We start from the raw sequence: 23,896 nt of genomic DNA, 5'->3' as shown, positions 1-23,896 counted from the left end.
GGCCGACGACCAACGGCCGCCGCCCTCACCTCCCCGGGCTGACCCCCGCCACCATCACGCCGAGCAGCCGGTCCGCCTCCGCAGCCGCGTCGTGGTGGTGTTCCGTGGCCCAGGCGATGCCCGCGACCAAGGTGAGCAGGTCGGTGACGGTCAGGTCCGGTGCTACCGCGCCGTCCCGCGCGGCGCGGCGTAGCAGGGGGGCGAGCGCTTCGGTGAACTTCGCCGCACAGGCGCTGGCGTGCGCCGCGTCGGAGGTGAGCGGGGCGTCGGGGGTCAGCGCGGTGGCCAGGCCCCGGGCGGACGCGGCGTACGCGGTGAGGGCTCCCAGCCATTCCAGCAGCGCGGCCCGGGTGTCGGCGGTGTCGGCCAGTTCGTGGGCGCGGGTGCACAGGGCGTCGACCTGCTCGTGGAAGACGGCGTCCAGGAGCGCGCGGCGGCTGGGGAAGTGCCGGCGCACGGTGGCGGAGCCGACGCCTGCGACGCGCGCGATCCGTTCCAGGGAGGCGTCGGCGCCGCGTTCGGCGACCTCCGCCTCGGCCACGGCGAGGATGCGCGTGTAGTTGCGCCGGGCGTCCGCGCGCTGGCCGGGCATGGCGTACCTCCGGGGTTGCTAAGTGGCGGGGCCCTCCGTATCTTACCGAAACAAGAAACGGCGGGCCCCGCCGTTTAACGTCGCGCATCGGCCGCACCTCGCCAGTGGGCCGGCCGCGCACTGCCCGAGGAGCCGCCATGTCCGCAGATGCCGTACCCACCGGTCCCGCACCCGTCCTGGTCACCGGCGCCACCGGCCGGCAGGGCGGCGCCACCGCCCGCGCCCTGCTCGCGGCGGGCGTCCCCGTCCGGGCGCTGGTCCGCGACCCGGCGACCGAGCGGGCGAAGGCAGTCGAAGCGCTCGGGGCCGAGCTGGTCACCGGCGACCTCCTCGACCGTGCCTCCGTGACCAGGGCGGCCGAAGGGGCCCGCGCCGTCTTCTCCGTACAGATGCCCGAGATGACCGGGGACGGCGTCGACTACGCGGGCGAGCTGACCCAGGGCGTCAACCTGATCGAGGGCGCGAAGGCCGCCGGGGTGGAGCAGTTCGTGCACACCTCGGTCTCCGGCGCCGGGCAGCACACCGAGGCTCCCGGATGGACCGAAGGCCGCTGGGCGGCGATGGAGCCGTACTACACCACCAAGTCCGGGCTCCAGGACCGGGTGCGCGAGGCGGGCTTCGCGCACTGGACGCTCATCAAGCCGGCCTTCTTCATGGACAACTTCCTGCCCTCCATGGCCTTCCTGTTCCCGCGCGGCGTCGCGGGCGGCCTGGTGAGCGTCATCAAGCCCGGGACCCGCCTGTCGCTGGTCGCGGTCGGCGACATCGGCGCCACGGCCGCCGCCGCCATCGCCGCGCCGGAGCGGTTCGACGGGGTCGAGCTGGAGTTGGCGAGCGACCGTCTGACGATGACGGAGGTCGCGGCGGTCCTCTCCCGCGCCCTCGGTACGGAGCTGGCCGCGCCCGACTTGACCGAGGAGGAGGCGCTCGCCGCCGGGATGCCGGCGATGGGCGCCGCGCACGCGTTCATGAACGTGGCCGGCCAGCCGGCCCGCCCCGCGTACGCGCGGGCCCTCGGCGTCCCGCTCACCTCCTTCGAGGAGTGGGCGCGGGGTCACATGCACGCCACCGCGTGACCGGTCCACGCCATCTCCACCTCTGGACACCCGAACGAACCGCCGGGTAACTTGGGCTGAGCAAGCGCTTAATCGAATGCTCCGGCCAGTCGCGAACCGCAGGAGGTTTTCCCGTGCGCCGTACCGTTTACAACGAGGACCACGAGGCGTTCCGGGAGACCATACGCGCCTTCATCGAGGCCGAGGTCGTGCCCGTGTACGACGAGTGGTACGCGGCGGGGCAGGCGCCCCGCGACTTCTACTACACCCTCGGTGAGCTGGGCATCTTCGGGATCGAGGTGCCCGAGGAGTACGGCGGCGCCGGCGAGGAGTCGTTCAAGTTCCAGTCCGTCATCACCGAGGAGTGCGCCCGCGCCGGTGTCTCCTTCGGAGGGTCGGGCGTGCATGTCGCGCTCTGTCTGCCGTATCTGAAGGCGTACGCCACCGACGAGCAGAAGAAGCGGTGGCTGCCCGACTTCGTCAGCGGCCGGACGATGTACGCGATCGCCATGACCGAGCCGGGCACCGGCTCCGACCTGGCCGGGATGAAGACCACCGCCAAGCTCTCCGAGGACGGCACGCACTACGTCCTCAACGGCGCGAAGACCTTCATCACCGGCGGCGTCCACGCGGACCGCGTCATCGTCTGCGCGCGGACCGCCGCGCCGACGCCCGAGGACCGGCGGTACGGGATCTCGCTGCTGGTCGTGGACACGAAGGCGCAGGGGTACGCGGTCGGCCGCAAGCTCGACAAGCTGGGGCTGAAGACCTCCGACACCGCCGAGCTGTCCTTCACCGACGTGAAGGTGCCGGTCGGGGATCTGCTCGGCGAGGAGAACAAGGGCTTCTCCTACCTCGGCCAGAACCTGCCGCAGGAGCGGCTGGGCATCGCGGTGGGGGCGTACGCGCAGGCCGCAGCGGCGATCCGGTTCGCGCAGGCGTACGTGCAGGACCGTACGGTCTTCGGCAAGAGCGTCGCGTCCTTCCAGAACACCAAGTTCGAGCTGGCCGCCTGCAAGGCCGAGGTGGACGCGGCGGAGGCCGTCGTGGACCGCGCGCTGGAGGCGCACGACCTGGGCGAGCTGTCCGCCGCCGAGGCCGCCTCGGCGAAGCTCTTCACCACCGAGGTCGCGCACCGCGTGATCGACAAGTGCCTCCAGCTCCACGGCGGCTACGGCTACATGAACGAGTACCCGATCGCCCGCCTGTACGCGGACAACCGCGTCAACCGGATCTACGGCGGCACCAGCGAGGTCATGAAGATGATCATCGCCAAGTCGATGGGGCTGTAAGCCGCACCGATGAACGACGCCCCGGACACCGCCGACGCCCTCGGCACCCTGCTCGGTCTGCTCGACCTGGAGCGGATCGAGCGGGACATCTTCCGCGGGCGGAGCTCCTCCGCGTCCGCGGTCGTCCCGCGCGTCTTCGGCGGGCAGGTCGCCGCCCAGGCGCTGGTGGCCGCGGGCCGTACGGTCCCCGCCGACCGTACGGCCCACTCCCTGCACGCGTACTTCCTGCGGCCGGGCGATCCCGGCGCCCCGATCGTCTACACCGTCGACCGGATCAGGGACGGGCGCTCCTTCACCACGCGGCGGGTCGTGGCCGTCCAGCACGGCCGGCCGATCTTCCATCTCTCCGCCTCCTTCCAGACGTACGAGGAGGGCCTGGAGCACCAGACGGAGATGCCGGAGGCGCCGGATCCGGAGACGCTGCCGACCGGGGCGGAGCTGCTGCCCCGGTACGCCGAACGGTTCGTCGACCCGGGGGTGGTGGACCGGCTGCTGGAGGCGCGCGCGGCGGTCGATCTGCGCTATGTGGACGCGCCGCCGTACGCCGGCGTGGGGAAGCCGCGCGAGCCGCGCTCCCAGGTGTGGTTCCGTACGGCGGGAAAACTGGCCGACGATCCCCTGCTGCACGTCTGTCTGGCGACCTACGTCTCCGACATGACGCTGCTCGACTCGGTGCTGCTGGCCCACGGGCGGGGCGGCTGGACGGTCGGTGACGTGGTGGGGGCGAGTCTGGACCACGCGATGTGGTTCCACCGGCCGTTCCGGGCGGACGAGTGGCTGCTGTACGACCAGCAGTCCCCGTCGTCGTCGGGCGGGCGCGGGCTGGGGCAGGCGCGGATCTTCACCCGGGACGGCAGGCTGGCGATCTCGGTGATCCAGGAGGGCCTGATCCGCGTACCGCGCGACTGAGCCGGCCGTCCCTCCCCTGTCCCCCGGAACGGTGGGTCGGAGCAGCCGCTGCCGTCAGAGCAGCCCCGCCGCGTTGAGCAGGTACGCCGTCATCGGGTCGTAGAAGCGCGGGTCCGTGACATGGTCGTCCAGCGGGATCGTCACGCTGAGCGTGCCCTCCGCCTCGCCGAGGAAGAGCGCGGGGTCGTTGCAGTCCGCGTACCCCATCGAGTCGAGGCCGCGCTGCCCCGCGCACCCGGCCCAGCCGTGGTCCGCGACCACCAGGTCCGGCTGCGGTCTGCCGTCGCGCTCCAGACCGTCCAGGATCGCCCGCATCGGCTCCGGCGAGTGCGTGTGCCACAGGGTCGCGCCGCGCTCCAGCACCGCGACGTCGGCGAACTGGAAGACCATGCCCTCGTCCGCCGTGAGCCCGGCGGGGATCGTCACGATCTCGCAGCCCGCGGCCCGCAGGGCGTCGGCGGTCTGCCGGTGCACGTCCAGCAGCCCGCCCGGGTGGCCGGTCGCGAAGAGGACGCGCTCCTGGGCGTCGGCGGCCTTGCGCAGCCGCGCGGCCATCCGCTCCAGGCCGTCCACGGTCAGCTCGGGGTCGATGGTGTCCTGGCCGACGCGGTGCTCCGGGTCGTCGCTCACACCGCAGCGTTCGGCCATCACGGCGAGCACGTCCTGCTCGTCGGTCCAGCGGTCGCCCAGCTCCAGGCCCAGCCAGTAGTGGCGGTCGCCGTTGGCGAGCTTGCGGTAGTGGCTGAGGTTGTTGTCGCGGGGCGTGGCGACGTTGCCCGCGATGCGCGTACGGACGAGATGGTCGACGAGGGCGGGGCGGCTGGGTATCGGCATGTGCCCATTGTGCCGTCAGGCCCGCGCGGCGCGCCGGGTGTCCCGCCCCCCGGGACGAACTTCCCCGGGTGGTCGGGCGGGACCCCGGTGCCGTACGGGCCGCGCGCAGTGGTCCACTGTCCGTACGTCCGTACGTCCGACGTCCGTCCCACCTCAACCGGGAGTGTCCTGTGGCAGCTTCACCCGATCTCGGCCGTCCCCTGGAGCCGTTCGCCCTGCCGGGCGGCGTGTTCGACGGCGACACCTTCGTACGACGGGAGTACCGGCTCGAAGAACGGCAGGGGCATCCGCTGGTCATCGCCTTCTACCCCGGGGACGACACCACCGTCTGCACCAAGCAGCTCTGCTCGTACTCCAGCGGCCTGGAGACCTTCACGGACCTGGGGGCCGAGGTCTGGGGCATCAGCCCGCAGGACGTCGACAGCCATGAGGCCTTCGCGCGCAAGCACGACCTGCGGATTCCGCTGCTCGCCGACACCGACCGGTCGGTCGCGAAGGCGTTCGGGGTGGCCGCGCCCGGCATCGGGGTGCGCCGCTCGGTGTTCCTCGTCGCGCCGGACGGCTCGCTGCACTGGAAGCATGTCGCGCTGCTCGGGGTGACCTTCCAGCCCGTGGAGACCCTGGCCAGGGAGCTGTCGGGACTCAAGGCCGCCTGAACCGCAGCACCGGGTCCCCGGCGCCTTCGCCGTCCGCGGCGCCCTCGTCGCCCAGCGCGGCGAAGGCGCCGTGGGCCAGACGGCGCAGCAGCGCCTCCGTCTTGGCCCGGCCCGGCAGGCTGCCGCCGTACGAGCCGAGGTGCGGTGTCGAGTTGAGCAGCCCGAAGACGGCGTGCACGGCGCCGCGCGCCTGCGCCTCCGGGACGCGCGGGTACAGCTCCCTCACGACCGTGACCCACAGCTCCACGTACTGCCGCTGGAGCTGACGCACCAGCTTGCGGTCGCTGTCCCTGAGCCGGTCCAGCTCGCGGTCGTGGAGGGTGATCAGCGGACGGTCGTCCAGCGCGAAGTCGATGTGCCCGTCGATCAGCGAGGACAGCAGCGCGGCCGGGTCCTGGCCCTCCCCCGCCTCCGCCCCGTTCGCCTCGCGGACCCGCAGCCTGCCGCCGTCCAGCAGTCGGCCGCTGATGCCGACCAGCAGCTCGGCGAGCATCGCGTCCTTGCCCGCGAAATGGCGGTACAGGCCCGGCCCGCTGATCCCGACCGCCGCCCCTATCTCGTCGACGCCCACGCCGTGGAAGCCACGCTCGGCGAAGAGGCGCGCGGCCTGCTTGAGGATCTGTTCGCGGCGGGTCGGGGCGGCGGTCCGGGTGCTCATGAGAAATCATTCTAGACAGGGTCGTTAGCGATCGTTAACCTGAACGAGCGAGGTTAACGCTCACTAACGTCTGGGCAGAAACCCTTGCGGGTGGGACACACGGGGGCCGGAGCAGGGCCGGAGCAAGGGAGCCACCAGCGATGCAGCAGCCGACCAGGCAGGTGAACGAGCAGGTGAACGGGCAGACGGCGGGTGCCACGGCGGTACAGGAAGCCGTGCGGCCGGCGGCGCAGCGGGCCCCCGTACTGACCAGCTCCGCCGACCCGGCGTCCGCGGCCTGGAAGGCCAACGAGGTGGCGCACGGCGCGCTGGCCGACGCCCTGCGCGCCCGGCTCGGCGCGGCGCGTCTGGGCGGCGGCGAGAAGGCCCGCGCCCGGCACACCGCGCGCGGGAAGCTGCTGCCGCGCGAGCGGGTGGACACGCTCCTCGACCCCGGCTCGCCCTTCCTGGAGCTGGCGCCGCTCGCGGCCGAGGGGATGTACGGAGGGGCGGCCCCGGCCGCCGGGGTGATCGCCGGGATCGGCCGGGTCAGCGGCCGTGAGGTGGTGATCGTCGCCAATGACGCGACGGTCAAGGGCGGCACGTACTACCCCATGACGGTGAAGAAGCATCTGCGCGCCCAGGAGGTGGCCCTGGAGAACCGGCTGCCGTGCCTCTATCTCGTCGACTCGGGCGGCGCCTTCCTCCCGCTCCAGGACGAGGTCTTCCCCGACCGGGAGCACTTCGGGCGGATCTTCTACAACCAGGCCAGGATGTCGGGCGCCGGCATCCCGCAGATCGCCGCCGTCCTCGGCTCCTGCACGGCGGGCGGGGCGTATGTCCCGGCGATGAGCGACGAGGCGGTGATCGTGCGCGGGCAGGGCACGATCTTCCTGGGCGGCCCGCCGCTGGTGAAGGCGGCGACGGGCGAGGTGGTCACGGCCGAGGAGCTGGGCGGCGGCGAGGTCCACTCCCGTACGTCCGGGGTGACCGACCATCTCGCGGAGGACGACGCGCACGCGCTGCGGATCGTGCGCACCATCGTCTCGACGCTGCCCGCGCGCGGGGCGCTCCCCTGGTCGGTGGAGCCGGTCGAGGAGCCCGCGGTGGACCCGGCCGGGCTGTACGGCGCGGTGCCGGTGGACTCCCGTACGCCCTACGACGTGCGGGAGGTGATCGCGCGGGTGGTGGACGGCTCGCGGTTCGCCGAGTTCAAGGCCGAGTTCGGTACGACGCTGGTGACGGGCTTCGCGCACATCCACGGCCACCCGGTCGGGATCGTCGCCAACAACGGCATCCTGTTCTCCGAGTCCGCCCAGAAGGGCGCCCACTTCATCGAACTGTGCGACCAGCGCGGCATCCCGCTGCTCTTCCTCCAGAACATCTCGGGCTTCATGGTCGGCCGGGACTACGAGGCGGGCGGCATCGCCAAGCACGGCGCGAAGATGGTGACGGCGGTGGCCTGCGCGCGGGTCCCGAAGCTGACGGTCGTGGTCGGCGGCTCGTACGGGGCGGGCAACTACTCGATGTGCGGCCGGGCCTACTCCCCCCGCTTCCTGTGGATGTGGCCCAACGCCAAGATCTCCGTGATGGGCGGCGAGCAGGCCGCCTCCGTCCTCGCGACGGTGAAGCGGGACCAGATCGAGGCGCGCGGCGAGGAGTGGGGCGCCGAGGACGAGGAGGCGTTCAAGGACCCGATCCGCGCGCAGTACGAGACCCAGGGCAACGCCTACTACGCGACGGCGCGCCTCTGGGACGACGGCGTGATCGACCCGCTGGAGACCCGCCAGGTCGTGGGTCTCGCCCTGACCGCGTGTGCCAACGCCCCGCTGGGCGCAGCGGGCTTCGGCGTCTTCCGGATGTGAGAGGGCGATGGTGAGGGTGGGAGCGGGAATGTTCGACACGGTCCTCGTGGCCAATCGCGGCGAGATCGCGGTCCGCGTGATCCGTACGCTGCGCGCCCTCGGCGTGCGCTCGGTCGCGGTCTTCAGCGACGCGGACGCGGACGCCCGCCATGTGCGCGAGGCGGACACGGCGGTACGGATCGGCCCGGCGGCGGCGTCGGAGAGCTATCTCCGCGCCGACCGGCTGCTCGAAGCGGCGGCGCGTACGGGCGCGGAGGCGGTCCACCCGGGGTACGGCTTCCTCTCGGAGAACGCGGCGTTCGCGCGGGCCTGCGCGGACGCGGGGCTGGTCTTCATCGGGCCGCCCGCCGCCGCGATCGAGCTGATGGGCGACAAGATCCGCGCGAAGGAGACCGTACGGGCGGCGGGCGTCCCGGTGGTGCCCGGCTCCTCGGGCAGCGGGCTGACGGACGCCCAACTGACCGAGGCGGCGGCCCGGATCGGGATGCCCGTGCTGCTGAAGCCGTCGGCGGGCGGCGGCGGCAAGGGCATGCGGCTGGTGCGCGCGGAGGCGGTGCTCGCGGAGGAGATCGCGGCGGCGCGGCGCGAGGCGCGCTCCTCCTTCGGGGACGACACGCTGCTGCTGGAGCGGTGGGTGGACCGGCCGCGCCATATCGAGATCCAGGTCCTCGGCGACACGTACGGGAACGTGGTCCATCTGGGCGAGCGCGAGTGCTCGCTCCAGCGGCGCCACCAGAAGGTCGTGGAGGAGGCGCCGTCCGTCCTGCTGGACGGGGCGACGCGGGCGGCGATGGGCGAGGCGGCGGTGCGGGCGGCGCGCTCGTGCGGCTACGCGGGGGCGGGGACGGTCGAGTTCATCGTCCCGGGCGACGACCCCGCGTCGTACTTCTTCATGGAGATGAACACCCGCCTCCAGGTCGAGCATCCGGTCACGGAGCTGATCACCGGCCTCGACCTGGTGGAGTGGCAGCTCCGGGTGGCCGCCGGGGAGGAACTTCCCCTCACCCAGGACGACATCACCTTCACCGGACACGCGGTGGAGGCCCGGATCTACGCGGAGACGGTCTCCGTGAAGGAGGGCAGCCGGGGCTTCCTGCCCTCCGGGGGCACGGTGCTGGCGCTGCACGAGCCGCAGGGCGGCGGCGTACGGACGGACTCCGGCCTGGCGGTCGGCACGGAGGTCGGCAGTACGTACGACCCGATGCTGTCGAAGGTCGTCGCCCACGGCCCGGACCGCGCCACCGCGCTGCGCACCCTGCGGGCGGCCCTCGCGGACACGGTCACGCTCGGCGTCCCGACGAACGCCGGGTTCCTGCGCCGGCTGCTGGCCCATCCGTCGGTGGTCGCGGGCGAGCTGGACACGGGGCTGGTGGAGCGCGAGATGGCCGGCCTGGTGCCCGACGGGGTACCGCCGGAGGTGTACGCGGCAGCGGCGGCCGTCCGCCAGGCGGAGCTGGAGCCGGGGGCGGCGGGATCGGGAGCCGCCACGGGGTGGGTGGATCCCTTCTCCGTGCCGAGCGGCTGGCGGCTGGGCGGTGCGCCCGCCCCCGTACGGCACACGCTGCGTATCGCGGGACAGGAACCCGTCACTCAGGAGATCTCGCCCTCGGACGGGTTCCGGGTGGAGCCCGGTCTTGTCACCGTCACCCTGGACGGTGTGACCCACACCTTCCACCGGGCGGGGCGGTGGCTCGGCAGGGACGGCGAGAGCTGGCACGTACAGGACTTCGACCCGGTGGAGGCGGCGCTGCGCGGCGCCGGGGCGGGCGGCGGCGTGGACGCGCTGACCGCGCCCATGCCGGGGACGGTCACCGTCGTGAAGGTGGGCGTCGGGGACGCGGTCGTGGCGGGGCAGAGTCTGCTGGTCGTGGAGGCGATGAAGATGGAGCACGTCATCTCCGCCCCGCACGACGGCACGGTCGCCGAGCTGGATGTCACGCCCGGCTCCACGGTCGCCATGGACCAGGTACTGGCCGTGGTCACCCCGGCCGAACCGCCCGCGACACGGCCGCCCCGGGAGCCGGTCCCCGAACCGGGCGACGCCACCCCCGTACCCGCCGTACCCCACGTACCCGCCGTACCCGCGCCGTCCGCCACACGGTCCGGCACACAGTCCGGCGCACAGGAGGAGTCATGACCGACGGGCTGCCCATGGCCGTTCCCGCGCAGGGGCTGCCGCCCCGGGTCCGTATCCACGAGGTGGGGGCGCGGGACGGGCTCCAGAACGAGAAGGCGGTCGTACCGACCGAGGTGAAGGCCGAGTTCATCCACCGGCTCGCGCACGCCGGGCTGACCACCGTCGAGGCCACCAGCTTCGTCCACCCCAAGTGGGTCCCCCAACTGGCCGACGCCGAGGCGCTCTTCCCTCTGGTGGCGGATCTCCAGGGCGAGGTGGCGCTGCCGGTCCTCGTGCCGAACGGGCGCGGTCTGGACCGCGCGCTGGCGCTGGGGGCCCGCCGGGTCGCCGTGTTCGCCAGCGCCACCGAGTCCTTCGCCAAGGCCAACCTCAACCGGACCGTGGACGAATCGCTCGCCATGTTCGCGCCGGTCGTCGCCCGCGCCCGTGACGAGCGGATGCACGTCCGCGGCTACCTCTCCATGTGCTTCGGCGATCCGTGGGAGGGCCCCGTCCCGGTCCACCAGGTCGTCACCGTCGCCAAGGCGCTCATGGACCTGGGGTGCGACGAGCTGAGCCTCGGCGACACCATCGGGGTCGCCACCCCCGGCCATGTCCAGGCGCTGCTGGCCGAGTTGAACGAGGAGGGCGTGGCGACCAGCGCCCTCGGCGTGCACTTCCACGACACCTACGGCCAGGCGCTCGCCAACACCCTGGCCGCGCTCCAGCACGGCGTGACGACGGTGGACGCGTCGGCCGGCGGGCTGGGCGGCTGCCCCTTCGCGAAGAGCGCCACCGGGAATCTCGCCACCGAGGACCTGGTGTGGATGCTCGACGGCCTCGGGGTGGAGACCGGCGTCGATCTCGGCCGGCTCGCGGACACCAGCATCTGGCTGGCCGGGGAGCTGGGCCGCCCCAGCCCGTCCCGTACCGTCCGCGCGCTGTCGGGCCGGACGGCGTCCGCCCCGGCCCAGGCCCCCGCGTCCCGGCCCCCCATGGCCCAGCCTCCCAAGGAGTGACCCGATGTCCCTGGACCACCGCCTCTCCGTCGAGCACGAACAACTGCGCCGCACCGTCGAGGAGTTCGCCCGCGAAGTGGTCGCGCCCAAGATCGGCGACTTCTACGAGCGGCACGAGTTCCCGTACGAGATCGTCCGCGAGATGGGGCGGATGGGGCTGTTCGGGCTGCCGTTCCCGGAGGAGTACGGCGGCATGGGCGGCGACTATCTCGCGCTCGGGATCGCCCTGGAGGAGCTGGCGCGCGTCGACTCGTCCGTGGCGATCACCCTGGAGGCCGGGGTCTCGCTGGGCGCCATGCCCGTGTACCGGTTCGGCACGGAGGAGCAGAAGCTCGCGTGGCTGCCCCGGCTCTGCTCGGGCGAGCTGCTGGGCGCGTTCGGGCTGACCGAGCCCGACTGCGGTTCCGACGCGGGCGGTACGCGCACCACGGCCGTGCGCGACGGCGACACCTGGGTGATCAACGGCACCAAATGCTTCATCACCAACTCGGGGACGGACATCACGGGCCTGGTGACCGTCACCGCCGTCACCGGCCGCAAGGAGGACGGGCGTCCGGAGATCTCCGCGATCATCGTCCCGTCCGGCACCCCCGGCTTCACGGTCGCCGCCCCGTACTCCAAGGTCGGGTGGAACGCGTCGGACACCCGCGAGCTGTCCTTCTCCGACGTACGGGTCCCGCTGGCGAACCTGCTCGGCGAGGAGGGCCGTGGATACGCCCAGTTCCTGCGGATCCTGGACGAGGGCAGGATCGCGATCTCCGCGCTGGCGACGGGACTCGCCCAGGGGTGTGTGGACGAGTCGGTCAGGTACGCCCGGGAGCGGCACGCCTTCGGCCGGCCGATCGGCGCCAACCAGGCGATCCAGTTCAAGATCGCGGACATGGAGACGCGGGCGCACATGGCGCGCATCGGCTGGCGGGACGCGGCCTCGCGGCTGACGCACGGGGAGCCGTTCAAGAAGGAGGCGGCGATCGCGAAGCTGTACTCCTCGACGGTCGCCGTGGACAACGCCCGTGACGCCACCCAGATCCACGGCGGTTACGGCTTCATGAACGAGTATCCGGTGGCCCGGATGTGGCGCGACTCCAAGATCCTGGAGATCGGCGAGGGCACCAGCGAGGTCCAGCGGATGCTCATCGCGCGGGAACTGGGCCTGCCGGACTGATACGGGCCTTCCCCGACCGCCGGTCACGCCGCTCGGCGGGGGCCGGCCGACCTGCCCCTGCTTTTCCGCGTCCGAGTGCCGGACGCACCCTGGGATACTCAGTGAGGTTAGGCTAACCTACCTTCGGATGAGCAATCCGGCCGTGACAGGCCGTTCCCACCACCCAGGGATGGAAACGTCATGCCCACAGACTCCGGTCCGGCCCAGGCAACCGAAACCGCGAGGAAGGTCGGCTAACCCCCATGAAGACGGCTGAGACAGCCCCGTTCCGTTTCTTCTCCCTCCAGGTCGTACGGACGCGGCGCCTCAGCCCGTCCCTGGTCCGCGTCACCTTCGGGGGCCGAAGCGGCGACGATCTCGTCGATTTCGCCGCCGGGGGCCGCGATCAGAGCCTGTCGCTCTTCCTCCCGCACCCGGGCCAGGACGCGCCCGTCGTGCCGGTCGAGGAGGGCGAGGGCTGGTGGAGCGCCTGGCGGGCGCTGCCCGACGACGTACGGGCCGTGATGCGCTCGTACACCCTGCGGGAGCAGCGCCGTGACCCGGACGAGGTCGACATCGACTTCGCGCTGCACCCCGACGGCGGCCCCGCGTGCCGCTGGGCGGGCCGGGCGTCGCCCGGTGACCGGGTGCTGGTGCTGGGGCCGGCCGTGGCGGACAACACGGCGGTACGGTTCCGACCGCCGGCCGACGCCGACTCCGTACTGATCTGGGCCGACGAGACGGCGCTGCCCGCCGCGTCGGCGATCCTGGAGTGGCTGCCCGCCGGCCTGAAGGCCGACGTCTGGATCGACGTGCCGCACGCCGCCGACCGGCAGCCGCTGACCACCGCCGCCGACGCCAGGATCACCTGGCTGGTGCGGGACGAGGGCGCGCCGTCCGCACTGGAGGCCGTCCGCGCCTTCGAGCAGCGCGGGAGCTCCCCGTACGCGTGGATCGCCGGGGAGTCGGGCACGGTCAAGGCGCTGCGCCGCCATCTCGTGCACGAGCGGGGTGTCGACCGGCGCCGGGTGACCTTCGTCGGCTACTGGCGGCTCGGTCTGAGCGAGGAGCAACTGCGCGAGGCGGCGACCGAGTCGGCCAGGAAGGCTGCCGGAGAGACCGTCAGGGAGAGCGCCAGGGAAACCGCCGGGGCAACGGTCCGGGAGAGGACCGAGGAGGCGGCGCGGGCCGCGTAGCCCCGTATACGGCCTTCAGCACCACAGGCATGCCCTCCGCCCTGCCACCTGCGTAACGGGGCGACTCCGATGCGAGATTGAAAGATGAAGTTAGGTTAGGCTAACCTAACCAAGCCTTCATCGAGCCCCACCCCTCACCCCCGCACCCCCACATCCGGGAGGACCCCAGCATGCGTGCGCACCTGCTCAATGGCGCGACGGCGGACCGCTATCGGCGCTCCGTGACCGAAGGAGTCGAGCGGGTGGCGAACCAACTCGCCACAACGAAAAAGCCGTTCAGCGGCATCACCCCCGACGCACTGGCCCCGGTGGTCTCCGCGGTCGACCTGGACCAGCCGCTCGGAGATGCCTCGGCCGCGCTCGACGAGTTGGAGAGCGTCTATCTGCGGGACGCGGTCTACTTCCACCACCCGCGGTACCTCGCGCACCTCAACTGCCCGGTCGTCATACCCGCCGTCCTCGGCGAGGCCGTGCTCTCCGCCGTCAACTCCTCCCTGGACACCTGGGACCAGAGCGCCGGCGGAACCCTGATCGAGCGCCGGCTCATCGACTGGACCACGCGGCGCATCGGGCTCGGCGCCTGTGCCGACGGCGTCTTCACCAGCGGCGGCACCCAGTCCAACCTCCAGGCGCTGCTCTTCGCCCGCGAGGAGGCCAAAGCGGACGAGCTGTCGAAACTGCGCGTCTTCGCCTCCGAGTGCAGCCACTTCAGCGTGCAGAAGTCGGCCACCCTGCTCGGGCTCGGCCCGAACGCCGTGGTCTCCATCCCCTGCGACCGCGACAAGCGCATGCAGACCGTGGCCCTCGCCGCCGAGCTGGAGCGCTGCCGCGCCGAGGGGCTGACCCCGATGGCCGTCGTCGCGACCGCGGGCACCACCGACTTCGGCTCCATCGACCCGCTGCCGGAGATCGCGGCGCTCTGCGAGCAGTACGACACCTGGATGCACGTCGACGCGGCGTACGGCTGCGGACTGCTGGCCTCCCTCACCCGCCGCCCGCTCCTGGACGGCATCGAGCACGCCGACTCCGTCACCGTCGACTACCACAAGTCCTTCTTCCAGCCGGTGAGTTCGTCGGCCGTGCTGGTACGGGACGGGGCCACCCTGCGGCACGCCACGTACCACGCGGACTATCTGAACCCGCGCAGGACCGTCGAGGAGCGCATCCCCAACCAGGTCGACAAGTCCCTCCAGACCACGCGCCGCTTCGACGCCCTCAAACTGTGGATGACCCTGCGCGTCATGGGCGCCGACGGCATCGGGGAACTCTTCGACGAGGTCTGCGACCTGGCCGCCGAGGGGTGGCAGCTCCTCGCCGCCGACCCGCGCTACGACGTCGTCGTGGAGCCCCAGCTCTCCACGCTCGTCTTCCGCTACATCCCCGAGCACATCACCAGCCCCACCGAGATCGACCGCGCCAACCTCCACGCCCGTAAAGCACTGTTCGCCTCCGGCGAGGCCGTGGTCGCCGGGACGACCGTGGGCGGGCGTCAGTACCTGAAGTTCACCCTGCTCAACCCCGAGACCACCGTGCACGACATCGCCGCCGTCCTCGATCTGATCTCCGGCCACGCCGAGCAGTACCTGGGAGAGAACCTTGTCCACGCTTCCTGAGCGCAGCGCGCCGTACGACTTCGTCGGCATCGGGCTCGGCCCCTTCAACCTGGGACTCGCCTGCCTGACCGAGCCGATCGACGAACTCGACGGAGTCTTCCTGGAGTCGAAACCCGACTTCGAATGGCACTCGGGGATGTTCCTCGAAGGCGCCCACCTCCAGACGCCGTTCCTGTCGGACCTGGTCACCCTGGCCGACCCGACCTCGCCGTACTCCTTCCTCAACTACCTGAAGGAGTCCGGGCGGCTGTACTCGTTCTACATCCGCGAGAACTTCTATCCGCTGCGGACCGAGTACAACGACTACTGCCGCTGGGCCGCCGCCAAACTCGCCGGCGTGCGCTTCAACCGTACGGTGACCTCCGTCTCGTACGAGGAGGAGAGCGAGCTGTACGTGGTCCGCACCGCGGACGAGACGTACCGCGCCCGGCGCCTGGTGCTCGGCACCGGGACCCCGCCGTACGTCCCGGAGTCCTGCCAGGGGCTCGGCGGTGACTTCCTGCACAACTCCCGCTATCTCCAGGGGAAGGCGGAGCTCCAGAAGAAGGAGTCCATCACCCTCGTCGGCAGCGGGCAGAGCGCCGCGGAGATCTACTACGACCTGCTCTCCGACATCGACGCGCACGGCTACCAGCTCAACTGGGTCACCCGGTCGCCGCGCTTCTTCCCGCTCGAATACACCAAACTGACGCTGGAGATGACCTCCCCGGAGTACATCGACTACTTCCACGCGCTGCCGGAGGCCACCCGCTACCGGCTGGAGTCGGGGCAGAAGGGGCTGTTCAAGGGCATCGACTCGGATCTCATCAACGAGATCTTCGACCTGCTCTACCAGAAGAACCTCAAGGGCCCGGTCCGGACCCGGCTGATGGCCAACACCGCGCTGACCTCGGCGTCGTACGAACACGGGACGTACACGCTCGGGCTGCGCCAGGAGGAGCAGGAGCAGGACTTCTCCCTCGCCACGCAGGGGCTGGTCCTCGCCACCGGCTACAAGTACGTCGCCCCCGCCTTCCTGGAGCCGGTCGCGGACCGGATCAGGCTGGACGGGCACGGCCGGTACGACGTCGCCCGCAACTACAGCATCGACACGACCGGGCGCGGGATCTTCCTCCAGAACGCCGCCGTGCACACGCACAGCATCACCTCGCCCGACCTGGGCATGGGCCCGTACCGCAACGCGTACATCATCGGTGAGCTGCTGGGGCGGGAGTACTACCCGGTCGAGAAGGCCATCGCGTTCCAGGAGTTCGCCGCACCGGAAGGCACCCTTCGATGACCGAGCGCACCCCGGAGCCGGAGATCCTGTTCTCCCGTACGGACGAGCGGCTGGGCCTCTTCGAGGTACGCGCCGTCGACCCGTTCGCCGACATCGAACTGCTGCACGGCTGGGTCACCCACCCCAAAGCGGCCTTCTGGCTGATGCAGGGCGCCACGCTGCCGGATGTCGAGCGGGAGTACCTGGGCATCGCCGCCGCCTCGAACCACGACGCGTTCATCGGGCTGCACAACGGCGTCCCCGCCTTCCTGATCGAGCGGTACAACCCCGCCGAGGTGGAGCTGAAGGGCCTGTACGAGGCCGAGACCGGCGACATCGGGATGCACTTCCTGGTCGCCCCGGTCGACGGCTCGCGGCGGCTGCACGGCTTCACACGCGCCGTGATCACCACGGTGATGGCGCTGCTCTTCGACGATCCGTCCGTACGCCGCGTGGTCGTCGAGCCCGACGTACGCAACGCCGCCGTCCACGCCCTCAACGAGGCGGTCGGCTTCCGGATCGAGAAAAAACTCGAGAAGCCGGAGAAGGACGCCTATCTGAGCATCTGCACGCGCGAGATGTTCCACGCCGCGCTCGCCGCAGCGACCGAGCACGACGCACCGGCCGGGCAGGCCGTACAGACCGAGCAGGCCGTACAGACCGAGCAGGACGCACCGGCCGAGCAGGCCACCCCGGCCGAGCAGACCGCTCAAGCAGCACAAGGAGTCACCCGATGAGCAGCCCGACCGTCTCCCCCGCCCCCGGCAAAGCACCCGCGAACACCACGGACAGCGTCGCCCATCTCACCCCGGCGCTCTGGGAGCAGGCCGGCCGGCTGCTCATCCGCAAAGCCCTCGCGGAGTTCTCCCACGAGCGCATCCTGACCCCCGATTCCCTCGGCGGGGACCGCTACCGGGTACGGAGCGACGACGACGCGACCGAGTACCGCTTCACCGCGCGCCGGTTCGCCCTCGACCACTGGCAGATACCCGCCGACTCCGTACAGCGCCACCGCGGCGACGCGGAACTGCCGCTGGACGCGCTCGACTTCTTCATCGAGCTGCGCGAGACGCTGGGGCTCTCCGCCGCGATCCTGCCCGTCTACCTGGAGGAGATCTCCTCCACCCTCGCGGGCACGGCGTACAAACTCACCAAGAAGCCGGTCATCTCGGCGGAGCTGGCCGGCGCCGGATTCCAGGAGATCGAGACGGGGATGACCGAGGGTCACCCCTGCTTCGTCGCCAACAACGGCCGGCTCGGCTTCGGCGTGGACGAGTACCGCGCGTACGCCCCCGAGGCCGCGAGCCCGATCCGGCTCGTCTGGCTCGCCGCCCGCCGCGACCGGGCCACCTTCACCGCGGGCGCCGGGCTCGACTACTCCTCCCTGATACGCGAGGAGTTGTCCGCCGCGACGATGGAGCGGTTCGCCGGGATCCTGCACGCCCAGGGGCTCGACCCGGACGGCTACTTCCTGATCCCCGTGCACCCCTGGCAGTGGTGGAACAAACTCTCCGTCACCTTCGCCGCCGAGCTGGCCCAGCGCCATCTCGTCTGTCTCGGGGAGGGCGACGACGACTATCTGGCCCAGCAGTCGATCCGTACCTTCTTCAACACGACCGACCCGGCCAAGCACTACGTCAAGACCGCGCTGTCCGTCCTCAACATGGGCTTCATGCGCGGCCTCTCCGCCGCGTACATGGAGGCCACGCCCGCGATCAACGACTGGCTCGCCGGTCTGATCGAGCGCGACGACACCCTGCGCGCGGCCCGCTTCTCGATCATCCGCGAGCGGGCGGCGATCGGGTACCACCACCGGCAGTACGAGGCCGCCACCGCCAAGGGCTCCCCGTACCTGAAAATGCTGGCCGCGCTCTGGCGCGAGAGCCCCGTGCCCTCGCTCCGGGGCGGGGAGCGGCTCGCCACGATGGCGTCCCTCCTCCACACCGACCGGGAGGGCTCGTCCTTCGCCGGCGCGCTGATCGCCGCGTCGGGGCTGGCGCCGGCCGACTGGCTGCGCCGCTACCTGGACGCGTACCTGGTGCCGGTGCTGCACTCCTTCTACGCGTACGACCTGGTGTTCATGCCGCACGGCGAGAACGTCATCCTGGTGATCGAGGACGGTGTCGTCCAGCGGGCGATCTTCAAGGACATCGCCGAGGAGATCGCGGTGATGGACCCGGACGCGGTGCTGCCGCCCGCGGTCGAGCGGATCCGCGCGGACGTGCCCGAGGACATGAAGGTCCTGTCGATCTTCACCGATGTCTTCGACTGCTTCCTCCGCTTCCTGAGCGCGGACCTCGTCTCGGACGGCACACTGCCCGACGAGGACACGTTCTGGCGTACGGTTGCGGAGTGCGTCCGGGGGTACCAGGAGTCGCTGCCGCAACTGGCCGACAAATTCCGCCAGTACGACCTGTTCGACGAGGAGTTCGCGCTGTCCTGCCTCAACCGGCTCCAGCTCCGCAACAACGAGCAGATGGTCGACATCGCGGACCCGGCGGGCGCGCTCCAGCTCATCGGCACGCTGACCAACCCGCTGGCCCGGTTCGCGCAATAGGCGCAGGGGGAACAGGGGTTGACGCGCGCGGGCGCCGGGGTTCGGCAGAGCCCCGGCGCCCGTTCCCGTCTCGCCCGCGCTCCACGCCTGATGGAAGAATCCCCGCATGGCGGAAATCATCCAAAGGGACGGCACCTGGACCTTCGACGGGGACACGGTCCGCATCGTGCCCGGCAAGGACAAGGGGGTGAGTCTGTTCCGCAGGACACTCGGCGAGATCGCGGTGCCCCTGGAGGCGCTGGCGGGGATCTCCTTCGAGGCGGGGCGCAAGTCGGGGCGGCTGCGGCTGCGCCTGCGGGACGGCGCCGATCCGCTGCTGCGGATCACCGGCGGCAAGCTGGACGACGCTTCCGAGCCGTACCGGCTCACCGTCGAGAAGGACCGTTTCGGCGTGGCGGAGTACCTGGTGGACGAGGTGCGCAACGCGCTCCTGCTCGACCAGGTGGACCCCGGCCCCGTCGACCGCTATCTGCTGCCGGGCCCCGCCCTGCCGATCACGGTGGGCGCGGGCGACGCGACCGTCTCCTTCGACGGGGAGCGGATCCGGCTGGAGTGGAACTGGAAGACCGAGGAGTCCAAGTCCTCCGGCGGGCCCCGGACGCTCGCCCTCGACGATGTCGCGGCGGTGGAGTGGCTGGCGAGCGCCGGCCTGGAGAACGGCTATCTCCGCTTCGTGGTGACGGGTGGCACGTCGGCGGCATCGACCCCGCCGAAGTACGACCCGCACGCGGTGGATCTGTACGGGTTCCGGAAGGACCCCCTGATGGCGCTGGTGGGCGCCGCGGTGGTGGCCCGGCTGCCGCACCCGCGGGCGGCGTCCCCGATCGGGGAGGCTCCGGGCGCCGGGCCGGTGGAGGCCCCCGACAGCACGCCCGCTCCGGCGACCGCGGCCGGGGGCGGCGGCGATGATCATGACGCCCTGCTGCGCCGGCTGCGGGAGCTGGGCGAGCTGCATCAGTCGGGGATACTCACCGCCGAGGAGTTCGCCACCGCCAAGAAGGCCGTCCTCGGACGCCTCTGAGGAGACGGCCGGACCGCCCCCGCTCCCCCGGCCTCTCTCTGAGTCCTTCCCTCATTCAGCTCTCACTTTCAGCGGATCCTGCCCGATTCCGGGCAGGAATCTTGCAAACACCCTCGCGCGCCCGCAATATCGACGAGTGCTCGAACGCCGCCCGTCGTACGACGACCTCATCGACCATCTGGTGCGCAGCACCGCGCTCCAGCGCGGTGAGGCCGCCCGTGTGGTGCTCGACGTCCTGGCGTACTTCGACGAGACGACCGAGGAGTTCGTACGGCGCCGCCACCGGGAACTGCAGTCCGGCGGGGCCGCCAACGCGGAGATCTTCGAACGGATCGCCGCCGAACTGCCGCACCGCGCGGTGGCGCCCCCGGAGCTGTCGCTCCGGCAACTGCGCCGCATCGTCTACGGCTGACACCGGCCCACCGGCCACCGGGTCCGGGCACACACCGTGAGAACTTCAGGAGGGGCAGAGACCGTATGTGCGGAATCGTCGGATACATCGGCAAGCGTGACGTGGCACCACTGCTGCTGGAGGGCCTGCAGCGACTGGAGTACCGGGGATACGACTCCGCCGGCATCGTCATCACCGGCAAGCCGGCCGCGGGCAAGGCCGCCACGCTGAAGATGGTCAAGGCCAAGGGCCGCGTCCGCGAGCTGGAGGCCCGGGTCCCCAAGCGCTTCGCCGGCACCAGCGGTATCGCGCACACCCGGTGGGCCACGCACGGCGCCCCGAGCGACGAGAACGCGCATCCGCACATGGACGCCGAGGGCAAGGTCGCCCTCGTCCACAACGGCATCATCGACAACGCCTCCGAGCTGCGCGTGAAGCTGGCGGCGGACGGTGTCGTCTTCCTCTCCGAGACCGACACCGAGGTGGTCACCCACCTCGTCGCCCGCTCCCAGGCGGACACCCTGGAGGAGAAGGTCCGCCAGGCGCTCCAGCTCGTCGAGGGCACGTACGGCATCGCCGTCATGCACGCGGACTTCCCGGACCGTATCGTCGTCGCCCGCAACGGCTCCCCCGTGGTGCTGGGCATCGGCGAGAAGGAGATGTTCGTCGCCTCCGACGTGGCGGCGCTGGTCTCGCACACCCGCCAGGTCGTGACCCTGGACGACGGCGAGATGGCCACTCTCAAGGCCGACGACTTCCGTACGTACACCACCGAGGGGTCGTCCACCTCGGCCACGCCGACCACCGTGGAGTGGGAGGCCGAGTCGTACGACATGGGCGGCCACGACACGTACATGCACAAGGAGATCTCGGAGCAGGCCGACGCCGTGGACCGCGTGCTGCGCGGCCGGATCGACGACCGGTTCTCCACCGTGCACCTCGGCGGGCTGAACCTGGACGCCCGTGAGGCGCGCGGGGTGCGCCGGATCAAGATCCTCGGCTGCGGCACCTCGTACCACGCGGGTCTGATCGGGGCGCAGCTCATCGAGGAGCTGGCCCGGATCCCCGCCGACGCCGAGCCGGCCTCCGAGTTCCGCTACCGCAACCCGGTCGTGGACCCGGACACGCTCTACGTGGCGGTCTCGCAGTCCGGTGAGACGTACGACGTGCTGGCGGCGGTGCAGGAGCTGAAGCGCAAGGGCGCCCGGGTGCTGGGCGTGGTCAATGTGGTGGGTTCCGCGATCGCCCGGGAGACGGACGGCGGGGTGTACGTGCACGCGGGCCCCGAGGTCTGTGTGGTCTCCACCAAGTGCTTCACCAACACCGTGGTCTCGTTCGCGCTGCTGGCGCTGCACCTGGGCCGGATCCGCGACCTGTCCGTGGCGGACGGCAAGCGGATCATCGCGGGGCTGCGCAGGCTGCCCGAGCAGATCGCGGAGATCCTGGCGACGGAGAACGAGATCGAGAAGCTGGCGGCGGAGTACGCGGGTGCCAGCTCGATGATGTTCATCGGGCGGGTACGGGGCTACCCGGTGGCGCTGGAGGCGTCGCTGAAGCTGAAGGAGATCTCGTACATCCACGCCGAGGCGTACCCGGCGTCCGAGCTGAAGCACGGTCCGCTCGCGCTGATCGAGCCGGCGCTGCCGACGGTCGCGATCGTCCCGGACGACGAGCTGCTGGAGAAGAACCGGGCGGCGCTGGAGGAGATCAAGGCGCGCAGCGGCCCGATCCTGGCGGTGGCGCACCAGGAGCAGGAGAAGGCCGACCACACCATCGTCGTGCCGAAGAACGAGACGGAGCTGGACCCGATCCTGATGGGCATCCCGCTCCAGTTGCTGGCGTACCACACGGCGCTGGCGCTGGGCCGGGACATCGACAAGCCCCGTAACCTCGCGAAGTCGGTCACGGTCGAGTAGTCGAACAGAAGCCGGTCGCGTTCGCGCGGCAGCCGTCCCTTCGCGGTCGGGCGGCAGCCGTCCGGTCACCGGCGCGCGGCAGCCGTCCGGTCGCGGTGAGAGCGCCCCCGGTGCGTGCCACCCGTCACACCGAGGGCGCTCTCCGAAGGGGCCGGTGCTTGCCCGGGCACCGGCCCGCGGCTGCCACGGTCGGGTCTCCGACCTGGCCGGTGGCCGTCACACCCCGGCCGGCAGCGCGCCGTCACGGGCGAGCGGGGCGGGCCCGGGAGCAAGATGGCCGAGAAATGAAGCGGAATTGGCGCTTCCCGCAGAGGCGTCACCGTCCACGGCGGGCTCCCTTCACGAGGTACGGGCGCAGGGAGTCCCCGCGACCGTTACGTACCCTTCACCCGTGCGCACCGCACCTCTACGCGTGAGTAAATTCACGCCACGGGCAAGAGAGTTGACGGTGCCTCAGCACCGGGGGTGACGGCTCCTCGGAACCGACCGAACCGACCGGACGTCCCCCAAGGGCCGTTACCGGATCGAGGGGCCGTTACGGGATGACGACGACGGGGCGCTGCGCGCGGCGGGCGAGCCGCCCGGCGACCGAGCCGAAGATCCGCCCGACGATGCCGTGGGTGGAGCCGACGACGATCGCGTCGGCGGAGTACTCCTGCCCGACCTCTTCGAGTTCGTGGCAGATGTCGCCGCCTCGTTCGACGAGGATCCACGGCACCTCGGCGAGGTAGTCAGCGCAGGCCAACTCCAGGCCGAGCACTTCGGTGCGGTGGTCGGGCACGTCCACGAAGACCGGGGGTTCGCACCCCGCCCAGACCGTGGTCGGGAGCCGGTTGGCGACATGGACGATGATCAGGCCGGAGCCGAGGCGCCGGGCCATGCCGATGGCGTAGGCGAGCGCGCGCTCGCTGGACATGGAGCCGTCGAAGCCGACCACCACTCCGTGCCGGAAGGCCGGATCACAGGAGGCGCGTGTCTGTTCCGCCGCTTGGAGGTCCGACAGGGGGTCGGCTACCTGCTCGCGGTCTGCGGGTTCTGGGATTTCGTGACCGGCCATGGATGTCTCGGCGAAAGAAGTCCTCTTGAGAAGGAGCAACGAGTGGCGGGGCGGACGGAGCTGTGTCCGGGAATCATCTTCCCAACCCCATACCCCAAAGGGTACGGCGACACTCCTCTCATGCCCAGAGCCCGCCGCGTCACACGCGGCGTTCCAGGGAGCATGCACGAGGCGGTCCCGGATCGCAATGCCGGATGGCCCCTACAGGCTTCCCGAGCGGTGCCCCGGTAGCCCCGCGGAGATCCGGGATCACCCCCACGGGTGACCGGAGGGTTCCGCTTCCCGTCGGCCGTCGGCCACGCCGCCGCCCCCGGGGACCCCTCGCATCCGCACCATCCGGCGCCCGCCCCTCAGGGGCGCCACGCGCCACGGGGTGCGCGGGGGCCGCGGCGGGGGCCGGTGGCCCGCCTCCAGACCCCTCCCGGCCCCCGGAAGGGCGTGCCGCACGGAATACTGGGAGCGGTCCCACGGACCTCCGACAGGCCCTCCACGGGCCCGTCACGGGGTCTCGCGGATCCTCGCCGCCCGGGGGCCGACCCCCGTCGGACACGGTGGCGCCGTACGCAAGGATGTACGGAACGTACGGACCGTCCGGAAGCCGTCACTCGTGGAGGGTTCAACCAGATGGACAGGGGGCGCGGGAGGTCTCACGCGCGTACGAGGGAGGTGCGCCGGGGGATTGAGCGCATCGCACAGACGCACCCATCACTTTTCAGCCAACTTCGCACTTGGGCCCAACCTTTGATGAAATGGCCTGCCAACCCCCTT

Annotated in this window: 19 protein-coding genes and 1 pseudogene; 16 read left to right on the top strand and 4 right to left on the bottom strand. The window is 71.3% G+C overall.

The window, feature by feature from the left end; translation table 11 throughout:
* Positions 1-25 precede the first annotated feature (25 nt).
* A complete protein-coding gene (locus tag ACIBJC_RS18895) occupies positions 26-592 on the bottom strand; it encodes a TetR/AcrR family transcriptional regulator (protein ID WP_399293526.1) in 567 nt (188 codons plus the stop codon).
* 137 nt (positions 593-729) lie between these two features.
* On the opposite strand from ACIBJC_RS18895, the gene ACIBJC_RS18890 reads away from it, so the two are divergent.
* From ACIBJC_RS18890 to tesB, 3 genes are all read left to right on the top strand, one after another.
* The gene (locus tag ACIBJC_RS18890) at positions 730-1,668 is read left to right on the top strand and encodes an NmrA family NAD(P)-binding protein (protein WP_399293524.1); all 939 of its coding nucleotides are present in this window, start codon (positions 730-732) and stop codon (positions 1,666-1,668) included.
* Positions 1,669-1,781: 113 nt separating this feature from the next.
* Entirely contained in the window at positions 1,782-2,939 is a 1,158-nt protein-coding gene (locus ACIBJC_RS18885) for an acyl-CoA dehydrogenase family protein (protein WP_399293521.1), read from the top strand.
* A 9-nt stretch (positions 2,940-2,948) separates the two neighbouring features.
* The gene (gene tesB, locus ACIBJC_RS18880; RefSeq protein WP_399293518.1) at positions 2,949-3,848 is read left to right on the top strand and encodes an acyl-CoA thioesterase II; all 900 of its coding nucleotides are present in this window, start codon (positions 2,949-2,951) and stop codon (positions 3,846-3,848) included.
* 54 nt (positions 3,849-3,902) lie between these two features.
* On the opposite strand, the gene ACIBJC_RS18875 is transcribed toward tesB, so the two are convergent.
* Positions 3,903-4,682: a phosphatase gene (locus ACIBJC_RS18875; RefSeq protein WP_399293515.1), complete on the bottom strand. Its 780-nt coding sequence runs from the start codon at positions 4,680-4,682 to the stop codon at positions 3,903-3,905.
* Between the two features lie 170 nt (positions 4,683-4,852).
* Here ACIBJC_RS18875 and ACIBJC_RS18870 point away from each other — a divergent pair, with 170 nt between their 5' ends.
* Positions 4,853-5,338 carry a peroxiredoxin gene (locus tag ACIBJC_RS18870; protein WP_399293512.1) on the top strand — a complete coding sequence of 162 codons (486 nt, stop codon included), beginning with the start codon at positions 4,853-4,855 and terminating at the stop codon, positions 5,336-5,338.
* Here the strand turns inward: ACIBJC_RS18870 and ACIBJC_RS18865 are convergent.
* The gene (locus tag ACIBJC_RS18865; RefSeq protein WP_399293510.1) at positions 5,325-5,996 is read right to left on the bottom strand and encodes a TetR/AcrR family transcriptional regulator; all 672 of its coding nucleotides are present in this window, start codon (positions 5,994-5,996) and stop codon (positions 5,325-5,327) included. The two genes, ACIBJC_RS18870 and ACIBJC_RS18865, sit on opposite strands and share 14 nt — an antisense overlap.
* Positions 5,997-6,136: 140 nt before the next feature.
* On the opposite strand from ACIBJC_RS18865, the gene ACIBJC_RS18860 reads away from it, so the two are divergent.
* The 12 genes and pseudogenes from ACIBJC_RS18860 (at position 6,137) to glmS (ending at position 22,071) form a co-directional block, all read left to right on the top strand.
* Complete coding sequence (locus ACIBJC_RS18860; RefSeq protein WP_399293507.1) at positions 6,137-7,840, top strand: carboxyl transferase domain-containing protein; 1,704 nt, start codon at positions 6,137-6,139, stop codon at positions 7,838-7,840.
* Between the two features lie 28 nt (positions 7,841-7,868).
* Positions 7,869-9,977 (top strand): biotin carboxylase N-terminal domain-containing protein, encoded by a 2,109-nt coding sequence (locus tag ACIBJC_RS18855; protein WP_399293504.1) that lies wholly within the window; start codon positions 7,869-7,871, stop codon positions 9,975-9,977.
* Complete coding sequence (locus tag ACIBJC_RS18850; protein ID WP_399293501.1) at positions 9,974-10,975, top strand: hydroxymethylglutaryl-CoA lyase; 1,002 nt, start codon at positions 9,974-9,976, stop codon at positions 10,973-10,975. The genes ACIBJC_RS18855 and ACIBJC_RS18850 overlap by 4 nt, the downstream gene beginning before the upstream one ends.
* 4 nt (positions 10,976-10,979) lie before the next feature.
* Entirely contained in the window at positions 10,980-12,140 is a 1,161-nt protein-coding gene (locus ACIBJC_RS18845) for an acyl-CoA dehydrogenase family protein (RefSeq protein WP_399293498.1), read from the top strand.
* A 242-nt stretch (positions 12,141-12,382) separates the two neighbouring features.
* A complete protein-coding gene (locus tag ACIBJC_RS18840; protein ID WP_399293494.1) occupies positions 12,383-13,315 on the top strand; it encodes a siderophore-interacting protein in 933 nt (310 codons plus the stop codon).
* 170 nt (positions 13,316-13,485) lie between these two features.
* Positions 13,486-14,928, top strand: a complete 1,443-nt coding sequence (locus ACIBJC_RS18835; RefSeq protein ID WP_399293491.1) for a pyridoxal phosphate-dependent decarboxylase family protein — start codon at positions 13,486-13,488, stop codon at positions 14,926-14,928.
* Positions 14,912-16,207 carry a lysine N(6)-hydroxylase/L-ornithine N(5)-oxygenase family protein gene (locus ACIBJC_RS18830; RefSeq protein WP_399293488.1) on the top strand — a complete coding sequence of 432 codons (1,296 nt, stop codon included), beginning with the start codon at positions 14,912-14,914 and terminating at the stop codon, positions 16,205-16,207. Before ACIBJC_RS18835 ends, ACIBJC_RS18830 begins: the two co-directional genes overlap by 17 nt.
* Positions 16,204-16,794 (top strand): annotated as a pseudogene (locus tag ACIBJC_RS18825) (GNAT family N-acetyltransferase); the annotation flags it as partial. The gene ACIBJC_RS18830 and the pseudogene ACIBJC_RS18825, both read left to right, overlap by 4 nt.
* A 125-nt stretch (positions 16,795-16,919) precedes the next feature.
* Positions 16,920-18,743, top strand: a complete 1,824-nt coding sequence (locus tag ACIBJC_RS18820; RefSeq protein WP_399293485.1) for an IucA/IucC family protein — start codon at positions 16,920-16,922, stop codon at positions 18,741-18,743.
* Positions 18,744-18,849: 106 nt separating this feature from the next.
* Positions 18,850-19,764 carry a DUF4429 domain-containing protein gene (locus ACIBJC_RS18815; protein ID WP_399293481.1) on the top strand — a complete coding sequence of 305 codons (915 nt, stop codon included), beginning with the start codon at positions 18,850-18,852 and terminating at the stop codon, positions 19,762-19,764.
* Between the two features lie 136 nt (positions 19,765-19,900).
* Positions 19,901-20,176: a hypothetical protein gene (locus tag ACIBJC_RS18810; RefSeq protein ID WP_329826955.1), complete on the top strand. Its 276-nt coding sequence runs from the start codon at positions 19,901-19,903 to the stop codon at positions 20,174-20,176.
* A 65-nt stretch (positions 20,177-20,241) separates the two neighbouring features.
* A complete protein-coding gene (gene glmS / locus ACIBJC_RS18805) occupies positions 20,242-22,071 on the top strand; it encodes a glutamine--fructose-6-phosphate transaminase (isomerizing) (RefSeq protein ID WP_399293477.1) in 1,830 nt (609 codons plus the stop codon).
* A gap of 535 nt (positions 22,072-22,606) precedes the next feature.
* Here the strand turns inward: glmS and ACIBJC_RS18800 are convergent.
* Entirely contained in the window at positions 22,607-23,128 is a 522-nt protein-coding gene (locus ACIBJC_RS18800; RefSeq protein ID WP_030354999.1) for a universal stress protein, read from the bottom strand.
* Positions 23,129-23,896: the final 768 nt, after the last annotated feature.

It is taken from the genome of Streptomyces sp. NPDC050509 (assembly GCF_044457965.1).
In the GTDB taxonomy this organism is placed as follows: domain Bacteria; phylum Actinomycetota; class Actinomycetes; order Streptomycetales; family Streptomycetaceae; genus Streptomyces.
The sequence above is the reverse complement of the archived record's forward strand: the minus strand, read 5'-3'. Positions and strand labels throughout refer to the sequence as shown.